This is a genomic window from Hungatella sp. (assembly GCF_046966825.1).
Map to the genome: position 1 here is coordinate 75343 of NZ_JBKVCZ010000007.1, position 18254 is coordinate 93596.

Below are 18254 nucleotides of genomic sequence, written 5' to 3' on the forward strand. Positions count from 1 at the left end.
CCCTTTCTACTAGATGACCGGACCGAGACACTGAATATCGATCGAGCTGAAATACTGGATCGCTTCATTCTTCGTCATTTCTCCGTTTAAGGTCCGTATCATTTTATCAAACGCTTCTTCTCCTACCTGTTCAATCGTCTTTTCACCGGTAATAATCAGTCCGGCGTTTAAATCCATATCGTCTTCCATCCGCTCATACGTATTGGGATTTCCACAGATCTTGATGACCGGCATGCTCGGGAACCCCTGAGGCGCCCCCCGTCCGGTGGAAAACATCATAAACTGTGCCCCCGTGGCCGCCATACCGGTCAGAATCTCCGGCTCTCTGCCCGGCGTATCCTTGATCCAGAGGCCCTTCTGATTCGTCACCCGTTCCGGATAGTCAAGCACGCCCTGAATCGGCTTTGTTCCTGATTTGACGATGGCTCCCAACGATTTTTCTTCAATACTGGAAAGTCCCCCTGCGATATTCCCCGGTGTGGGCTGTCCTTTTCTCATATCACAGCCTAAGGATTTCGCCCTGGCCTCCATCTTGTTTACAATGGTATAGATCTGATCTCCCACCTCTTTACTGACCGCTCTGCGCGCCAGTAAATGTTCCCCTCCGATAAACTCCGTCGTCTCGCCAAATACCACCGTCGCGCCCAGACCCACGAGACGGTCGGCCACATAGCCGATCACACAGTTGGAGGCCATGCCGCTGGTGGTGTCTGACGCGCCGCATTTGATCGCCATGACGACGTTTGATATATCCGCAGGCGAACGCTGCATACCCGAGGCCTCGATCACGAGCCGGCGCGCAATGTTGGTACCGGCCATGATGGCCTTGCTGACTCCTCCCAGCTCCTGAATGTGAATGATCTCCACGCGTTTCCCGGTGGCGGAAATCTCCTTCACCATCCGCTCATGATCCGTCCCCTCGCATCCCAGGCTTACGATCAGCACGGAGGCCGTGTTGGGCGAACAGCCTATGCTGATTAAGGTGTCCGTCACCCGCTCCAGATCCGGCGGCAGCTGACAGCAGCCCTGATGATGCAGGTAGGTTACCGTTCCCTGGACCTGGCGGCATATGGCAAGCGCCACGTCATTGGCGCACGTCACGCTGGGAATAACCGCTACGAAATTGCGGGCGCCCACCTTTCCGTCGGGGCGTATGTATCCCATGAATTCCATCATTAATCCTCTCCTTTCCGTCTACTGTGCGGCTTTCTCCGCCCAGTCTCCTCGTCCGCGCATGCTGTCCAGATTATGAACATGCACGTATTCCCCCTTTTTTATATCCGCGGTGGCAATTCCAATCTCTTCTCCGTACTTTTTTATCAGCTCTCCTTTCTTAATTGTTGTAACTGCTATTTTATGTCCATAAGGAACATCACCTGTTACGGTCACCGTCTCCCCGGTTCCCTTTTTGTCACGGATCTCCACTTCTGTTCCATCCGTAATGCCTTCAGCGAAGATTGTTGCCACGTTGTCATCATCGCTGACCTTCAAAGCTAATTTCAGACTCATGTTATTCCTCCTTTACCACCATAACACTGACTCCATCGGGTATTACCACGACGCCCGCATCGCTTCCCTTTCTCTCATAAGCCATTTTAAGCGCCTCATCCAGGCTGGAAGCGGGTATCATATTGGCTCGCCTCACCATCTCATGATCCAGGAATGTCGTAACCACAATCACCGTGTGTTTTCTTAATATTCTGGAATAAATCTGCGGGCACCACTGCTCCGCAATCGTCTCCTTCGGCGGTATCTTCGATAAATACGCGTCGATCTCCTCCGGCGTTCCCAGTGTGATCAGCCGCTCAAAATGGGTTCCCCCCATACCGTCACAGCAGGAACAGCACATGATGATGACTCCGTCCTCTCCTGCGCACACCTCTGCCGTGGACACGGCCTTAGGGCTCTGATACAGGTTCTGGTCCAGAGGATATCCCCCGTTGGAGGTCACCACGATATCTCCGGTCACCGCCCGGCACTGGGACTGAGACCGGATAAATTCCACGCCTGCCTCATGGGCCGCCTCCAAGTCTCCCGCGAAGGCCGCAACCACCTTCTTCTCTCCGTCGAGCGCCACATTTAAGATAAATGCAGTGTTGACCTTCCTGGCCGCATAGACCATATCCTCATGAATCGGATTCCCCTTCAATACTCCCGTAGCTGCATACGGACTGGCAATCGCCCGATAGCTGTGATTCTCATTCACCGTCTCCTTGCTGCAGATTCCCGGAAGTATGCTCTTTCTTCCCCCTGAAAATCCCGCGAAGAAATGGGGCTCGATAAAGCCCTCCGCCAGCAGAAGATCGCACTCCGCCGCCAGCTTATTCACATAAAAATCAGCGCCGGAAGGAAGCGTACAGATATTTGTAAACTGCTCCGGATCAAATGCGTCATTGGAGACTATCGTCTCATGATCCACAATGGTGTCTCCGAACATCCGGCGCTGCTCCTCTTCCGTAGGCGCGCGGTGCAGTCCGGTCCCTATGAGGATCGTAATCTCCGCCTCCGGATTCCCCTTTCTGATCTCCCGAAGCAGAATCGGAAGCGTCAGTTTGCTGGGCACGGCTCTCGTATGGTCGCTGGTCACAAGCGTCACCCTCTTCTTCCCCACCGCCAGCTCACTTAACCGCTTCGTTCCGATGGGATTCGCCAGCGCCTCCTCCACGAGTTCTCCTTCTCCCTTAGTCCGGGTGAACTCATGCATTTTGGCAGTAATCACCGCCTTTAAATTTTGTTCTGATACGTGAAGGTCCATTGTCCCTTTGTAATATGGAATTTGTATGGTCTTCATCCTCATCCCTCCTTCTCATGATCTGTTTCTTTTTGAAATTACACTATAAAATGGAACCGTTCGAAAATCGCATATTGTAGATTGTGTGTTGTAGATTGTATGCAATTTTGCTCTATATTTTTGATTATAATATATTTTTGTGCATTGTCAACAATTAAATTGTTCTATTTTTAATTTTTATATATTTTATCATCTGTTTTCTTCGCGTGACCGATCAAATACGCAAAAAAACAGCACTGGATTGCTTCAATCCAGTGCTGTTTCAAACAGTTATGATACGCGCGCCCTCTTTTCTCAGCAGCGTCTTTTCCGTTTCCTTAAACTCATGGTCTGTAATGATTCCGGTGTAGTCCGACAGTTTATTGATAAAATTCATCCCCTGCCGGTTAAACTTGGAATCGTCCACCACCAGAAAGGACTGCTGGCACTGATGGGCCAGCTGGCGTTTTAAGAACGCCTTGTCGATAGTGGGCGTCAGAACGTGAAACTCCTCGTTGATAGCCGCCGCTCCGAAAAATCCCATATCAAAGCGGAAGTTTTCCATCATCTGTGTCGCATAGTAGCCGACGGCGCTCCCTGTCGATTTCTGAATGTAGCCGCCGCAGATAAACAGTTCCACCCGGCTGCTCTTTAAGAGCAGGGCGACCTCTAAGTCGTTGGTAACGACCGTCATGTTCTCATATTCCATGATGTGCTTCGCGATTTCGTACGTGGTGGTTCCCGCGTCCAGAAAAATCGTCGTCCCGCTGCGGATAAACTCCGCCGCCTTCAGGGCGATCTTCTCCTTCTGGGTGTGGTTGCTGACACTCTTCACCGCATAATTCACCTCGGTCTTATTGACAGCGCCGCCATGGCAGCGCTCGATCAGCCCGTCCTTCTGAAGCTTCTCCAAATCCCTCCGGATCGTCATGTGGCTGACGTCCAGCTTCTTCGCCAGTTCCTCCACCTGTACGCTTCCGTTATCCTGTATCATTCCTAAAATCTTCAACTGCCTTTCGGCCATTAACATCATAAATATGCCTCCTCATTCCGGGTTTCTTTCCTTTCCGCAGGCGCACGGCGGGCCGGAATGCGCTTCGTTCCCCGGGACAGCTTCCCCGTTAAAACGAAAAGGCCCCGTACCGGAATACCCGGCAGCGGAGCCTTTGTATCTGCACATGAATCCCATGTGTCTATCATATATGATTACAGGAAAATACTCAATATCAAAACTTCAATAAATCCTACCGCCCACGCAATCGTTGACGTGATGGAATACGTCATGATCTGGTCCTTTACCTCGCCTACGCCCAGAGTTCTGTTTACAACCCAGAAATAGCTGTCGTTGAAATAGCTGAAGAATAAGGAGCCCACGCAGCATGCCAGCGCGCCCAGGATCGGATTCACACCGGCTGCAAGGATGATCGGAGCGGAGATGCTGGCCGCTGTCGTCATGGCTACCGTACCGGAACCCTGGATAAATCTCATTGCCGTGGAAATGATGAACGGAAGAACTACGATCGGAACCGCCGTTCCTGCAAGGCCTTCTGCCATATATGTACCGAGTCCGCTGTCCTTGATAATCTGGCCCAGCGCACCACCGCCGCCTGTTACCAGCATGATGATGCCTGCGGAAGCCATTCCTCTTTCCATCTCTTTAATAGCTTCTTCTCTTGTTAAGTTTCTTCCAAGTGTTACAATCGCTACGACAAGTCCTAAGCCTACCGCCACGATCGGGGATCCAAGGAACTGGAAAATCTGCATAAATCCGGTTGTAAGGCCGAGTGCGCTGGATACCGTGCTGATCAGGATCAGAATAATCGGCAGTACAAGGGGTGCAAATGATTCAAGCGTGGATGGAAGCCCGCTGAAATTCGTTGTAAAATCAGTGGAGTAATCCGGTTCCTGATAAGGAAGGCGGTCAAAGCCCTCGTCGTCATTGGGAATCTGATAGATTTTTTTGCCGACCCATCTTGCGTAAATGGTACAGGCAATCGCCATCGGAATCGCAATCACAATACCAAACAGGATAAATTTTCCCACATCGACTCCGAAAATACCGCAGACGCCCAGAGGACCTGGTGTCGGAGGTACCAGAGTATGGGTAATAACGAGGCCTGCCGCCAGTGCGACGCCCAGGGAAATTACGGATTTTTTGGTTACCTTTGAAATCGCTTTTGCAATCGGAGCAAGAATAACGAAGCCGGAATCGCAGAAGATCGGGATGGATACAAGGAATCCGGTGATACCCAGTGCCTCTTCCTCTCTTCCCTTGCCGAACAGCTTTAAGAACGTCTGCGCCATTCGTTTCGCTGCGCCGGTTTTTTCAAATATCTGCCCCATCATGACACCGAAACCGATAATAATACCGATGCTTCCCAGTGTACCGCCGAAGCCGGTTGTAATCGAGTTGATGATGCCCAGCGTCTTGCCGTTTTCCAATGTTACATTCACCATTGGCATTCCGCCCACCAGCCCGATGATGACCGCACTCATAATCAGCGCGAGAAATGCGTGAATCTTGGTCTTTAATACCAGAACCACCAATACGATAATACCGATCAACAGACCGATCAGCATCCTTTGCCCACTAAGTCCGCCTACCATAAAATAAACCCTCCTTTAAATAAATTGACTTTTTATTTCTATGCCCCCCGGACACGAAATACTGTTTCAGTTTCGCCGTGAATTATTTTCTGGTGAAATTTGGTGAATACTTTGCCGCCAGTAAAATAGCCTCAATCATGCTTATGGCGCTTACCTTGCCCGTACCTGCGATATCGAATGCGGTTCCGTGATCTACAGAAGTTCTGAGAATCGGCATTCCGTTGGTGATCGCAATCGTCCTGTCGAAATCCAGTGTCTTCGTCGCAATATGGCCCTGATCGTGATACAGAGATAGTACGCTGTTAAACCGTCCCTGAGCCGCCTGATGGAATACGGAGTCTGCACCGATCGGTCCGGTTACCGGATATCCTTCCGCCTGCAGCTCCTCGATAGCCGGTATGATTTCCCGGACCTCCTCGTCGCCGAACAGTCCGTGCTCGCCGCAGTGAGGATTTAATCCGGCAATCGCCATGGTGCCGCCGGTTACGCCCAGCTTCTCGAGGGCCTCCAGACAGCGTTTTACGTAATCCTTGATTCTCTCCTTCGTGATCATGTCAAGCATCTGGCGCAGGGAAACGTGTCTCGTCAGGAAGAACACACGCATTCCGTTGGTCTCAAACATGGTGAGCGGATCTTCCGTTCCCGTCAGCGCTCCAAATATCTCGGTATGGCCGATAAAATGAATATCGCCGGCCTTTAATGCCTCTTTATTGATCGGAGTGGTGGCTACCGCATCCGCTTTTCCTTCATTGGCCAGCCGGATACTCTCAGCAATATACTCGTAAGCCGCTTTTCCGCACATTCCACTCACTTTGCCGAATTCAAACTGGTCCATGTCGATATTGTCCAGGTCAATGAGATTTAAGACACCCGGCTCGTAGATCCCTTCCTCCGGTTCCTTAACCACGTTTACTCTTACCTCTGCCCCCGTGATTTTGACAGCCTGCTCCATGATCTTCCGGTCGCCGACGATGATACATCTGGCCGCTTCCGCCACCTTGCTGTCCGCCAGGGCCATTGCTACGATTTCCGGTCCGACACCCGCCGGATCTCCGATAGGAATTGCAATTAATGGTTTGTTCATGATATTTTCCTCCATTCTCATTTTATGTTACATGTATAATTTTTCTTTCAAATAGGTGATACAGCGGTTTGCGGCATCGCTTTCGCCCACCATTCCGCCTTTTGTGATGATATGCACACCTTCGAAATCGCCCTTTAAGAACTGGCCGTAGGCCGCCAGAGGAAGCACCTCATCCAACAGACAGAGGCCCGCAGTCTGGAATCTCCGGCACACGGAGACGGTGATATCGCCGCCGCTGCTGTATATTCCCTTGAATCCCTGGTGCATGGTGAACACCCGGTGCGCGATCTCGGCAAAGGAATCGTTGATCGTTCCCGTCATATCGTCCACACCGCCCGGGAACCGGTCTTCGTATTGTTTAAAGTCGATTCTGTTTTCCGGATAAATGCCGTCGCCCGTCACGGTTATAATATCAAAAGCCCGGCTGGCCTCCAGCACCTCGTCGGTAATGCGGGTGATTTCCGCTTCCCGCTCTTCTTCACTCTCCAGAAAACGTTTAGTGGCTGCAAATATATTATACGCAGTTCTCTGAGAAAGCCACAGCTCTTCCATCTGCTGCCTCGTCACCGGGTTTACGCTTCCCACAACTGCCAGAATCTTCTTTTTCTCCTTCTTATCGGCCGGCACGATCAGCTTTCTCGCAATGGTCGCCGTAAAGACTCCCGGATCTACGGCCACGAATTTCAGCTGGCTCGTGATTACGGCGTCTGCGATCAGGTCTAAATCTTCCTGGGTCACACAGTCCGTCACAATGATGCGGCACCCGCCGGCAGCCAGCTCCTTCATGCGGCCGGCCAGGTAATGCTTTCCGTTCATCATGTCGTTCATCAGGATGCTTCCTACCGGATACTTGCTCTGCTGCTCAAAAATCTGTTTCACATCTGACACGGTAACCGGCGTCTTCGGATCCAGTGCCACCTCGGTCTTATGAAGCGGCAGACCCTTGACCAGCATGTAACCGCCTATCACAATTCTTCCCGATGCCGGGAAACAGGGTGCCGCAATGGCTATGTAATCATCACCCAGCGCGTCTAATATGGCGTCTGTCTCACTTCCCACATTTCCCCGCATGGTGCTGTCAATCCGCTTTGCGTAAACCTTTACCCCGTCTTCCTTTAATAAATTCGTCACGTTGTATACCCGGTTGTATGCCAGTGAGCTGCTCACGCCCCTGCTGTCCGTCGGATACATGACACAGTCACAGCTGTCGAACAGTGCCAGCTCCAGACGCTCGGAATTCATCACCGTATACGTCTGATAATTCATCTTTTTTAAAAGTACCCCTGTCGCATTGGCCCCGGTCAGGTCATCTGCTACTACTATACACTGAGGCATATCATTTCCCCCTTTTAACCACCCGTGTTCCGTTTTGTTCATGTTCGTTTATGTTATATTCTATGTTCGTTCTAGTTCGTATACTACATCATCTCGTCACATTTGTCAATATTATTTTTCATTTTTTCGGTTATTTTTTTGTTTTTTTCATTTCTTATTGTTTGTTTGTGTTCGATCCCATAAAATGTTCTGTTTTGTTCCTTTCGATGGGCCAAACGCTTTCCGTCAACGTGGAAGAAACACGGGCGAAATTTTTTTTTACATTTTTTTGGAAATTAATATTGACATTTCAGATTCGATCTCATATACTGTAGCAAAGCAAATCGATAAACCGATGAGCAGGAGTAAGTAAGATTCTTCTATCATGCGCAGAGAGCTTCCGGATGGTGTAAGGAAGCGTTGGTAATGAGTCTGAATGGACTTGCGAGGGCGGCTTGAAACCGGTATTCAGGGAAAGCAGTTCTGTCTGAGAAGACAGGGGATGCGTGAACTGGCCGGAAGTAGATACCGACGGGTTTCCTATCCGTTACCAAGGGGAGGCACATGTTAGTGTGTTACAGAGCGGATGAATGATATATTTATTCATCAATCAGGGTGGTACCGCAGAAGAGAATTTATAGAGCTCCTGTCCCTCTTTATCCATATTTTATGGGTAAGAGGGACGGGGGCTTTTTTTGTTTCACAGGGAAATTCGTCCTACGAAACCAGCCCCCTCCGACGGGCCGTACTCAACTATAATAACAGTTTATCACTCACGAAAGGAGTATTGTCAGCTATGAAACTCACACCAGACTGTACAGAAATCGAAGCACTCGCAGCAAAGTATCCTATCATTCCGGTATGCAGAGAAGTGTTCGCCGATATCGTAACGCCGATTACACTGCTGAGAAAAATCGCAGGTTTAAGCAGCCGCTACTGCCTGCTGGAAAGTATTGAGGGCGGTGAGAACTGGGGACGCTACTCTTTCCTCGGGTATGATCCCATTCTCCGGGTCACTAACAAAGACCACGTGGTGACGATCCGCCGGGAACCGGCCGGTATAAGGAAAGTCTCCCCTTCTATCGTTCATCAGGATGAAAGAAGTTCCAGACTCACTGCCGGCACGGAAGAAAAAGTGATAGAAACAGACCAGCCCTTCGATATCCTCAGAGACATTTTAAAGGAATACCAGTCTCCAAAGCTTGATGGAATGCCTCCGTTTACAGGCGGCTTCATCGGATACTTCGCCTACGGCATGATCGGTTACGCCGAGCCGACACTGAACATCAAAAAGGGAGACTGCAGCGATTTCGACCTGATGCTGTTCGATACGGTTATCGCCTACGATCATCTGAAACAAAAGATCGATATCGTCGTCAATATGAAGACCGGGCAGAGGGCGGAATGCATGGCCAATTACGGAGCGGCCTGCGCCAGGTTAGAGAGCATTGCGCAGATGATCGCCAATCCCGCGCCCCTGGAAAAATCGGTTGCAGACGACAAACCGGACTTTACCTGCAACGTCTCCAAAGAAGAGTACTGCCGGATGGTGGAGAAGACGAAAGAATATATCGTGGACGGAGATATCTTCCAGGCGGTCATCTCCAGACAGTTTTCCAGCGATTACCACGGAAGCCTGCTGAACGCCTACCGGGTTCTCCGCACCACCAATCCTTCGCCCTACATGGTTTACCTATGTATGGACGATACGGAGATTATGAGCACCTCACCGGAGACTCTGGTCCGTTTAAAGGACGGACGGCTCACCACATTTCCGGTGGCCGGGTCCAGGCCCAGGGGCGCTACGCCGGAGGAGGACGCCAGGCTGGAGAGAGAGCTTCTGGCCGATGAGAAAGAGCTGGCCGAACACAACATGCTGGTCGACCTCGGACGAAACGATCTCGGACGGATCTCAAAGTTTTCCACCGTGGAGGTCACCGGATACCAGATGATCCACAAATACTCCCGCATCATGCACATCTGCTCCCAGGTGGAGGGAGACATATTAAAGGACTGCGACGCCTTTTCCGCCATCGGGGCGGTCCTCCCGGCAGGCACCTTATCCGGCGCACCAAAGATCCGGGCGTGTGAAATTATCGAGGAGCTGGAACCGGTGCCGAGAGGTATCTACGGAGGGGCGCTGGGATACATTGATTTCACCGGAAACATGGATACCTGCATTGCAATCCGCATGGCAGTAAAGACCAAAGGAAAGGTCTATGTTCAGGCCGGCGGCGGCATTGTGGCCGACAGCGTCCCGGAAAAAGAGTATGAGGAATCCGCCAACAAGGCAAAAGCCGTAATTCACGCCATCGAGGCGGCAAGCGAGGTGAATGACTGATGATATTACTGATCGATAACTACGACAGCTTTTCTTACAATCTGGTCCAGTTTTTCGGCACGCTCTGTCTGGAGAACAAGGGACCTCTTACTCCCCATCGTTCGGGGGAATGTACCGGAACGGAACCGGCTGGAACGGAAGCCGCCGGACCCGAAGACGCCGAACCTGAAATAGCCGGAACAAAACCGGATATCCGGGTGATCCGGAACGATGCGATGACCCCGGAAGAAATCCGGAACCTTCATCCAGACCACATCATCCTCTCTCCCGGACCCGGATATCCGAAAAACGCCGGTGTCTGTGAGGATGTGGTCCGCCAGATGAAGGGCGAGGTTCCTATCCTCGGCGTGTGCCTCGGACATCAGGGCATCTGTGAGGTATTCGGCGCCGAAATCGTTCACGCGGCAAGGCTGATGCACGGAAAGCAGAGCACCATCACCATCGACAACAGCGATCCCATTTTCCTGGGCCTTCCGGAGAAGATCCCGGCGGCCAGGTACCACTCTCTCGTCGCCAGACGCAGTTCTCTCCCCGATACCTTAAAAATAATCGGCGAGGACGATATGGGAGAGATCATGGCAGTCCGTCATACCGACTATCCGGTCTACGGCCTCCAATTCCATCCGGAATCGATTCTGACCCCCGACGGCATGACAATACTTCGGAATTTCCTTAACCTATAAGTTATAACTTATAACCTATAATCTATAATTTATGACCGGCAACAGCACCGGCAAACAGAAACGAACAACGTTAATTTTCTTATATGGAGGTAACAGACTATGATACAGCAGGCGATTCACGATGTAATCGAAGGACAGGATTTAAGCTTTGAGGCGGCAAAAGAGGTTATGAACGAAATCATGAGCGGCGAGACGACTCCCGCACAGATGGCGGCATTTTTAACAGGACTCCGGATGAAAGGAGAGACCATCGACGAAATCACGGCCTGCGCGACGGTCATGAGAGAAAAGGGGCTGAAGCTGGAACCGAACTTCGCGGTAATTGATATTGTAGGCACCGGCGGCGACGAGGCCGGCACCTTTAACATCTCCACCACCAGCGCATTTGTGGTCGCGGCAGGCGGGGTTCCGGTGGCAAAGCATGGAAACCGAAGCGTATCCAGCAAGAGCGGGGCCGCCGATGTACTGGAAAACTTAGGCGTGAACTTAAAGCTTACGGTGGAACAGTCGGAACAGATTTTAAAGGATACTGGCATGTGCTTCATGTTCGCCCAGTCCTACCACTCTTCCATGAAATATGCCGGACCGGTCCGCAAGGAAATGGGAGTCCGCACCATTTTCAACATTCTGGGGCCTCTGGCCAATCCGGCCGGAGCCACCATGCAGCTTCTGGGTGTCTATGATGAGAAGCTGGTGGAACCGCTGGCAAAGGTGCTCAGCAATCTGGGCGTCAACCGTGGACTGGTGGTCTGCGGCAACGACGGGCTGGATGAAGCTACCGTCACCGGACCGACCCACGTGTGTGAAATCCGTTTCGGCGAGCTGACCATGTACGAGATCACTCCCGAACAGTTCGGTTTCTCCCGCTGCAGCTTACCGGAGCTGGTCGGCGGTAATCCTGAGGAAAATGCACAGATTACCAGAGATATCCTGACCGGGAAGCTCACCGGACCGAAACGCGATATCGTCGTCTTCAACTCGGCTCTGAGCCTCTATCTCGGAATCGATGACTGTACCATAGGAGACTGCGTCGCTCTGGCCAATGATTTGATCGACTCCGGAAAGGCGGCCGCCAAACTGGAGGAATTCGCAAAAGCAACCAACAAATACAACACCCCATCGGCTGCCGGCGGAATGGAATAGGAGGCCCCTCATGATTTTAGACACACTGGCTGCTTCCACCCGCAGACGGGTAGAGGCGGCAAAAGAAAACATCCCTCTTTCGACCATGATGGACCTGGCCTCGCAGGCGTCCGAATCCGAACGGGAAGTCCCCCTCACATGCGTTCAGCGGAATGTTTCGAAGGAAAGTGTCTTTTCCTTTGAAAAAGCGTTAAAAGCGCCGGGAATGTCCTTTATCTGCGAGGTAAAGAAGGCTTCTCCCTCCAAAGGCCTGATCGCCTCCGATTTCCCCTATGTGGATATCGCAAAGGATTATGAGGCCGCCGGAGCCGCCGCTATCTCCGTCCTCACGGAACCCGAATACTTTTTAGGAAGCAATGAATATCTGAAAGAAATCCGCCGTCACGTCTCTGTTCCTCTGCTTCGCAAGGATTTTACCGTCGATCCCTATCAGATTTTCGAGGCGAAGGTCATCGGAGCTTCCGCAGTTCTTTTGATCTGCGCCCTCCTTGACACAGAGACGCTCCGTACCGGGATCCATTTATGTGACAGTCTGGGGATGAGCGCGCTGGTCGAGGCCCACGACGAGGAAGAGATCAAATCCGCTCTCCGGGCGGGCGCACGGATCATCGGCGTCAACAACCGGAATTTAAAGACCTTTTCAGTAGATTTCTCCAATTCCATCCGATTAAGGAGTCTGGTGCCTGACGACGTACTCTTCATCGCGGAAAGCGGAGTAAAATCGGCGGACGATATCCGACTGCTCCATGAGGCCGGGGTGGATGGCGTACTGATCGGCGAGACGTTAATGCGCTCCGCCGACAAGAAAAAAATACTTGATTCCTGGAAACAGGCGTGTGGGGAAAGAAATACAGGGAGTCATGCAGAAGGAAGAGAAGGAGTCCGAACATGAGTAAGTCAAAAAACCCGCTGCAGGCAACGGGACATCAAATTTGCAACGAGACGGGCCGCGGGATTTTTGACCCTCGCGGCAATCGCCAAATGGACGCGCAAGCGTGCCCGTTTGACTCGTTGCACACGGGAATAAAGATTTGCGGCCTAACACGGCCGGAAGATATTGCAGCCGTGAACGAGTACCGGCCCGACTACATCGGTTTCGTCTTTGCGCCCAGCAAGCGGAATGTGAGTGAGATGAGGGCCGCCGGACTGAAGAAGCTCTTATCACCGGATATCACGGCCGTCGGAGTATTTGTCAACAGTCCCATCGACGACATCGTACGGCTCGTGAGCCGGGGGATTATCGGCGCGGTTCAGCTCCATGGCGATATGGAAGGCTTTGAGACAGTTCAGTATGCAGAGGATTTAAAGAAGGCGCTGGCCGCGGCAAGGCTGGCCGCTTCCGTTCCCCTTATCCGCGCTGTGCGTGTAAAGGATGGGGACGATATCCGCAGGGCCGTGAGTTATCCGGCCGAATACCTGCTTTTTGATACCTTTGTCAAGGATCAGTATGGCGGAAGCGGAGTCCGTTTCGACTGGTCCCTAATCCCCCACATCGAAAAACCGTGGTTTCTGGCCGGCGGCATCTCTGCCTCCACCATAAAAGAAGCGCTGAACACGGAGGCCTGCTGCCTCGACATAAGCAGTGCCGTCGAGACCGACGGACGGAAGGACCCGAAAAAGATACAGGAAATCATACAAACAGTAAGGAGTGTTTAATCATGTCAAAAGGAAGATTTGGACAGCACGGCGGACAATTTATCCCCGAAACGCTGATGAACGCAGTAAATGAGCTGGAAGCAGCCTATGAAAAATATATCCACGACGAGGCGTTTCTCGCCGAACTCGACGAGTTAAACCGCACCTATACGGGAAGGCCCTCTCTCCTCTACTATGCTGGAAAGATGACCGAAGATCTTGGCGGTGCGAAGATCTATTTGAAGAGAGAGGATTTAAACCATACCGGCTCCCACAAGATCAACAACGCGCTGGGGCAGGCGCTTCTGGCCAGGAAGATGGGCAAGACCCGCGTCATCGCCGAGACCGGCGCAGGCCAGCACGGCGTTGCAACGGCTACCGCCGCCGCGCTCCTGGGGCTGGAGTGTGAGGTCTACATGGGAAAGGAAGACACCGACCGCCAGGCCTTAAACGTATTCCGCATGGAGCTTCTGGGCGCCAGGGTCCATCCCGTTACCAGCGGCACACAGACCTTAAAGGATGCCGTCAACGAAACGCTGCGTGAATGGACGAACCGCGTGGAGGACACCCACTATGTGCTGGGTTCCGTCATGGGGCCTCATCCGTTCCCCACGATCGTCCGTGATTTCCAGAGCATTATCGGCAAGGAAGTAAAATCCCAGCTTATGGAAGCAGAAGGAAAGCTTCCGGACATGCTGATCGCCTGCGTCGGCGGCGGCAGCAACGCAATGGGGCTCTTCTACGACTTCATCGACGAGCCAGGTGTTGCGCTGGTGGGATGCGAAGCCGCCGGACACGGTGTCGATACGGATAAGAATGCCGCCACCATCGCCACCGGCAGCCTGGGAATCTTCCACGGCATGAAATCCTATTTCTGTCAGGATGAATACGGCCAGATCGCTCCGGTCTACTCCATCTCCGCAGGGCTGGATTATCCGGGAATCGGGCCGGAACACGCTTCCCTGCACGACACCGGCCGGGCTCAGTACGTCCCCGTCACCGACGATGAGGCAGTAGATGCATTCGAGTACTTATCCCGGATGGAGGGAATTATCCCGGCCATCGAAAGCGCCCACGCGGTAGCTTACGCAAGAAAAATCGCTCCGACCATGGGAAAAGATCAGGTAATCGTCATCAATCTCTCCGGCCGCGGAGACAAAGATGTGGCGGCAATCGCCAGATATAAGGGGGTAGAAATCTATGAGTAGAGTAAGAGACGCATTTGCAGATGGTAAGGCATTTATCCCGTTTGTCACTGCCGGAGACCCGGAGCTTGCTGTCACGGAAGAGCTGATTGTTGCCATGGCCGGCGCCGGCGCGGATCTAATAGAAATCGGTATCCCGTTCTCCGACCCGGTGGCAGAGGGGATCGTCATACAGGAGGCGGACATACGGGCGCTGGCTTCCGGCACCACCACCGATAAGATTTTCGATATGGTGAAACGGATCCGTGAGAAGACAGATGTACCGCTGGCGTTTATGACCTATATCAATCCGATCTTCGTCTACGGAAGTGAGAAATTCATCCGCACGGCGGCAGAAACCGGCATCGACGCGCTGATCGTCCCGGATATGCCTTACGAGGAGAAGGGCGAGCTGCTCCCGCTCTGCCATCAGTACGGCTTAGAACTGATCTCCCTCATTGCCCCCACATCGAAGGAGAGAATCCGCGCCATTGCGAAGGAGGCCGAGGGCTTTGTCTACTGTGTCTCCTCCATGGGTGTCACCGGGGTCAGAACGGAGATCACCACCAACATTGGAGAGATGGTTTCCTTAGTAAAAGAGGCACAGCCCATCCCGTGCGCCATCGGCTTCGGAATCTCCACGCCGGAGCAGGCCAGGAAGATGAGTGAACACGCCGACGGCGTCATCGTTGGAAGCGCAATCGTCCGGATGGTGACGAAATATGGAAAAGACTGCGTTGGTCCGGTGTGTGAGTATATCAGGGAAATGAAAGCAGCAATTTTATAAAAATTTGTTTCTCCCAAAAAGCCTTATACAAACCAGGAAAGCGGCTTCTAACGATAGCCGCTTTCCTGGTTCTTTTTATAAATTTCTCTTAATTCCTAATTTTAGGGATTTTTACCTGTTTTGTTTCTGTTCAATAGAATTCCGGCAATTTCTAAATCCGTTTTCCCGATCTTCTCTGCCAGCAGATTCAAAACGTTTTTTACGTAAGATTCCTCCGTATCCAGCATGTCCGCAATTGATCGGGGATCTAGCGCTTTAGCTGCCATATTACGAATAACCATTACTTTTTCCGCCTCACGGCCTTGTGCTATTCCTTGTGCTATTCCTTGTGCTCTTCCTTCTTCTCTTCCCGCTTTCTTAGCGCCTTCCCGAGCAATCGCCAGTTGCTTCTGCTCATCATATTCATATAGAATCAAATTGCATACCTCCGCTCTGTTCTTTTTCAGAATGTCTGCAAGTATCCCCTCATTGATACAGGAATTAACCGCCAGCTCTACCGCTTCATTAAGAGCCATACCTCTCCTTTCATTTTCCCTGATGCGGTTCACAAACACTGCATAATCTTTCAGCCGCTTACAGCGGTCCATCAGTTCCTCATTATGGCCATAATTAATATTAATCATGGTCGCCCTGCATTCCAGACAACCATTTTCCTCTGGATTCTGACACAAAAATGCATCCGAAAGCCGAAGTTCCACCCGGTCCGGTTCCTCTTTCATCCCATTGTAAAAGACGATATACTGTGGCATCGGAAGGCGGATCAGCTTTTCTCCATAAATATCCAGTCCGTTTATTTCAATATATTCCCGGTAGGTGTCTGCAAAATAATTCAGCCCGCGAACAGGCATATTAGGGTTAAAGCTGCTCTGGTGTTCATATAAATTAAGTACGTCCGATACCAGAAAGGATATATCATTTTTCATCCCCAGATAAATCGCGTCTGCAAGTGTGGTAATTATAATATCTTCCGGATTCGTATACTGTCTGCCGCTTACAGCGTTATACAAATCCAGCAAATCCCCTTTCTCCTGAAAGGCCAGCCGGAACAATCTGTCTTTATAGTTTCTGTTTATGTTGATCTGCTGCATTTTCCTACCTCCATTATAAATGATTCTATCTGTAGTTGCAATAAAAAAACACAAATTTTATGTAAACCTAAATATTCGTCATAGGCAGACCTCCCCCTGTAATTTGATATTAGAATACTTGAGAAATTGTGGCTGAAACGCCAGGACGATTCTCCATGGTAAAACAACATAAAGAACCGGTTGAAACTCAGCCGCTGTGAACCGGCTGAAAAAAGAAACAGATCATTGTTTCGTTCCTTTATTATATCTCATATAAGACAAAATACAAGACTCAATCCTGGTAATACAGATCCTTTTAGAAAATATTAAGAAAATTATGCTCTGTTTTTTCCTTTCAATCTGTTATTCTCATATTACAGACAAACAGGAAAACCAGGAAAGGGGGATTTACCATGAAGCGTACCGCGCTCTTTACAATACTTATCATATTCTGTCTCTCAATAACCGCCTGTGCCACTGATCCGAATCATTTGACCGATGCTCAGACCAGCATCTTCCATTCACTGAATGTCACACATACAGACCGCTCCATCGTCGTAAAAGCTGACGCCTACTTAAACATTACCGACGCCGATTTCTTAATAATTGATGTCTCTGAGGAAGACACTGTTTCTCTCACCTACACACTGACCAGAAATAAAGGGGACATTACACTCTCTTACCGCACACCGGAGGACAGCACGGTTCTCCTTGCGGATACGGAAGACAAGACATACGGGGAGGAGACAATCACTTTGCAGCCGGGGACCACCACATTTTTCCTTGCGGGCACGGACGCTTCCTTTCAAGTGTCCTTCTCGGTCAAGGATATCGATATCTCAAAGGTTAAGTCCATCAATGACACTGCTCCCGAATTGTAGGGAGAAGACGGAAGAAAAGAGGAGAAAGCACCATTTTATGGGTTCTTTCTCCTCTTTTCTTTTGACATCGAATGTCCCAGCTGCTTTTTATAGACGCTGTAGAGATAATGCCAGTCGGAATATCCCACCAGCTCTGCAATCTCATAGATTTTCATGTCCGTGTTCATATACAGGCTTCTGGCCTTCTCCACCCGGAGCCTGGTTACATAGTCGATAAAATTGACGCCCATGACCTCCTTGAATATCCGGCTGAAATAATTCCGGCTGATGCCAACCTGATCCGCCACCGTCTGAAGCGACAAATCCTTATCCCCCAGATGGTCCCGGATATAATCCAGGGCTGCCCGCATCTCCTGTTTCAAACTGCCGGAATCCGGACCACCGGCATAGAATATCCCCGTTTCACTTTCCCTTCCATTGTCCGCAGCCTCTGTGTATCCCTGACAGCAGTCAAACAGGCTGGCTGAGCTGCGGCTGATGCCGATGGAAAACTCCAGTCCGTAATACCGGCTCAAAAAGTCTGCCGCTGTCCGGATCAGCGCTTCCAGCCGTTCATAAAACTCCTGTCTTCCGTCTTCCCGTGCCTCCCAGACAATCCACACGTACTCATCAAACTTATTGCACAGAAACTGGCAGTCCTTTACGGAATCCAACGCCTCGGACATGACATTGCAGACAGAAGCCCGAAGCAGAGAAACGTCATTTTCAAAGATTTCCGCCATGCTTTTCCGGTACCGGATCAGCCGGAATACCACGAC

17 protein-coding genes are annotated in these 18254 nt (G+C 51.1%); 8 read left to right on the forward strand and 9 right to left on the reverse strand.

The features are described 5' to 3' along the window. Positions 1-9: 9 nt before the first annotated feature. From ACLTD4_RS03975 to ACLTD4_RS04005, 7 genes are all read right to left on the reverse strand, one after another. Complete coding sequence (locus tag ACLTD4_RS03975; protein WP_320990426.1) at positions 10-1176, reverse strand: UxaA family hydrolase; 1167 nt, start codon at positions 1174-1176, stop codon at positions 10-12. 18 nt (positions 1177-1194) lie between these two features. Next, complete coding sequence (locus ACLTD4_RS03980) at positions 1195-1509, reverse strand: UxaA family hydrolase (RefSeq protein ID WP_002602124.1); 315 nt, start codon at positions 1507-1509, stop codon at positions 1195-1197. Position 1510: 1 nt separating this feature from the next. Further along, a complete protein-coding gene (larA, locus tag ACLTD4_RS03985) occupies positions 1511-2791 on the reverse strand; it encodes a nickel-dependent lactate racemase (RefSeq protein ID WP_055656765.1) in 1281 nt (426 codons plus the stop codon). A gap of 262 nt (positions 2792-3053) precedes the next feature. Further along, positions 3054-3803: a DeoR/GlpR family DNA-binding transcription regulator gene (locus ACLTD4_RS03990; protein WP_055656763.1), complete on the reverse strand. Its 750-nt coding sequence runs from the start codon at positions 3801-3803 to the stop codon at positions 3054-3056. Between the two features lie 173 nt (positions 3804-3976). Further along, positions 3977-5377 (reverse strand): GntP family permease, encoded by a 1401-nt coding sequence (locus tag ACLTD4_RS03995; protein WP_117623130.1) that lies wholly within the window; start codon positions 5375-5377, stop codon positions 3977-3979. An 82-nt stretch (positions 5378-5459) separates the two neighbouring features. After that, positions 5460-6461 carry a 4-hydroxythreonine-4-phosphate dehydrogenase PdxA gene (gene pdxA, locus ACLTD4_RS04000; protein WP_117623129.1) on the reverse strand — a complete coding sequence of 334 codons (1002 nt, stop codon included), beginning with the start codon at positions 6459-6461 and terminating at the stop codon, positions 5460-5462. 27 nt (positions 6462-6488) lie between these two features. Next, positions 6489-7796, reverse strand: coding sequence for a four-carbon acid sugar kinase family protein (locus ACLTD4_RS04005; RefSeq protein WP_055656759.1), 1308 nt, complete (start codon positions 7794-7796; stop codon positions 6489-6491). Positions 7797-8571: 775 nt separating this feature from the next. Here ACLTD4_RS04005 and ACLTD4_RS04010 point away from each other — a divergent pair. The 7 genes from ACLTD4_RS04010 (at position 8572) to trpA (ending at position 15548) form a co-directional block, all read left to right on the forward strand. Next, entirely contained in the window at positions 8572-10116 is a 1545-nt protein-coding gene (locus tag ACLTD4_RS04010; RefSeq protein ID WP_055656757.1) for an anthranilate synthase component I family protein, read from the forward strand. Further along, entirely contained in the window at positions 10116-10799 is a 684-nt protein-coding gene (locus ACLTD4_RS04015; RefSeq protein ID WP_118519163.1) for an anthranilate synthase component II, read from the forward strand. The genes ACLTD4_RS04010 and ACLTD4_RS04015 overlap by 1 nt, the downstream gene beginning before the upstream one ends. A 99-nt stretch (positions 10800-10898) precedes the next feature. After that, positions 10899-11942, forward strand: a complete 1044-nt coding sequence (gene trpD, locus ACLTD4_RS04020) for an anthranilate phosphoribosyltransferase (RefSeq protein ID WP_002602116.1) — start codon at positions 10899-10901, stop codon at positions 11940-11942. Positions 11943-11952: 10 nt separating this feature from the next. Continuing rightward, complete coding sequence (trpC, locus tag ACLTD4_RS04025; protein WP_117623128.1) at positions 11953-12834, forward strand: indole-3-glycerol phosphate synthase TrpC; 882 nt, start codon at positions 11953-11955, stop codon at positions 12832-12834. Continuing rightward, positions 12831-13598 carry a phosphoribosylanthranilate isomerase gene (locus ACLTD4_RS04030; RefSeq protein ID WP_333490841.1) on the forward strand — a complete coding sequence of 256 codons (768 nt, stop codon included), beginning with the start codon at positions 12831-12833 and terminating at the stop codon, positions 13596-13598. Before trpC ends, ACLTD4_RS04030 begins: the two co-directional genes overlap by 4 nt. Before the next feature lie 2 nt (positions 13599-13600). After that, on the forward strand, positions 13601-14785 hold the full coding sequence (trpB, locus tag ACLTD4_RS04035; protein WP_117623126.1) for a tryptophan synthase subunit beta: 1185 nt from the start codon (positions 13601-13603) through the stop codon (positions 14783-14785). Beyond that, positions 14778-15548: a tryptophan synthase subunit alpha gene (gene trpA / locus ACLTD4_RS04040; protein WP_117623125.1), complete on the forward strand. Its 771-nt coding sequence runs from the start codon at positions 14778-14780 to the stop codon at positions 15546-15548. The genes trpB and trpA overlap by 8 nt, the downstream gene beginning before the upstream one ends. A gap of 101 nt (positions 15549-15649) precedes the next feature. Here the strand turns inward: trpA and ACLTD4_RS04045 are convergent, their stop codons facing one another. Further along, the gene (locus ACLTD4_RS04045; protein WP_117622677.1) at positions 15650-16636 is read right to left on the reverse strand and encodes a hypothetical protein; all 987 of its coding nucleotides are present in this window, start codon (positions 16634-16636) and stop codon (positions 15650-15652) included. A gap of 392 nt (positions 16637-17028) precedes the next feature. Here ACLTD4_RS04045 and ACLTD4_RS04050 point away from each other — a divergent pair, with 392 nt between their 5' ends. Then, on the forward strand, positions 17029-17496 hold the full coding sequence (locus ACLTD4_RS04050) for a hypothetical protein (protein WP_117622676.1): 468 nt from the start codon (positions 17029-17031) through the stop codon (positions 17494-17496). A gap of 35 nt (positions 17497-17531) precedes the next feature. Here ACLTD4_RS04050 and ACLTD4_RS04055 read toward each other — a convergent pair. After that, on the reverse strand, positions 17532-18254 hold a 723-nt coding region (locus tag ACLTD4_RS04055), incomplete at its 5' end, for a helix-turn-helix transcriptional regulator (protein ID WP_412331140.1).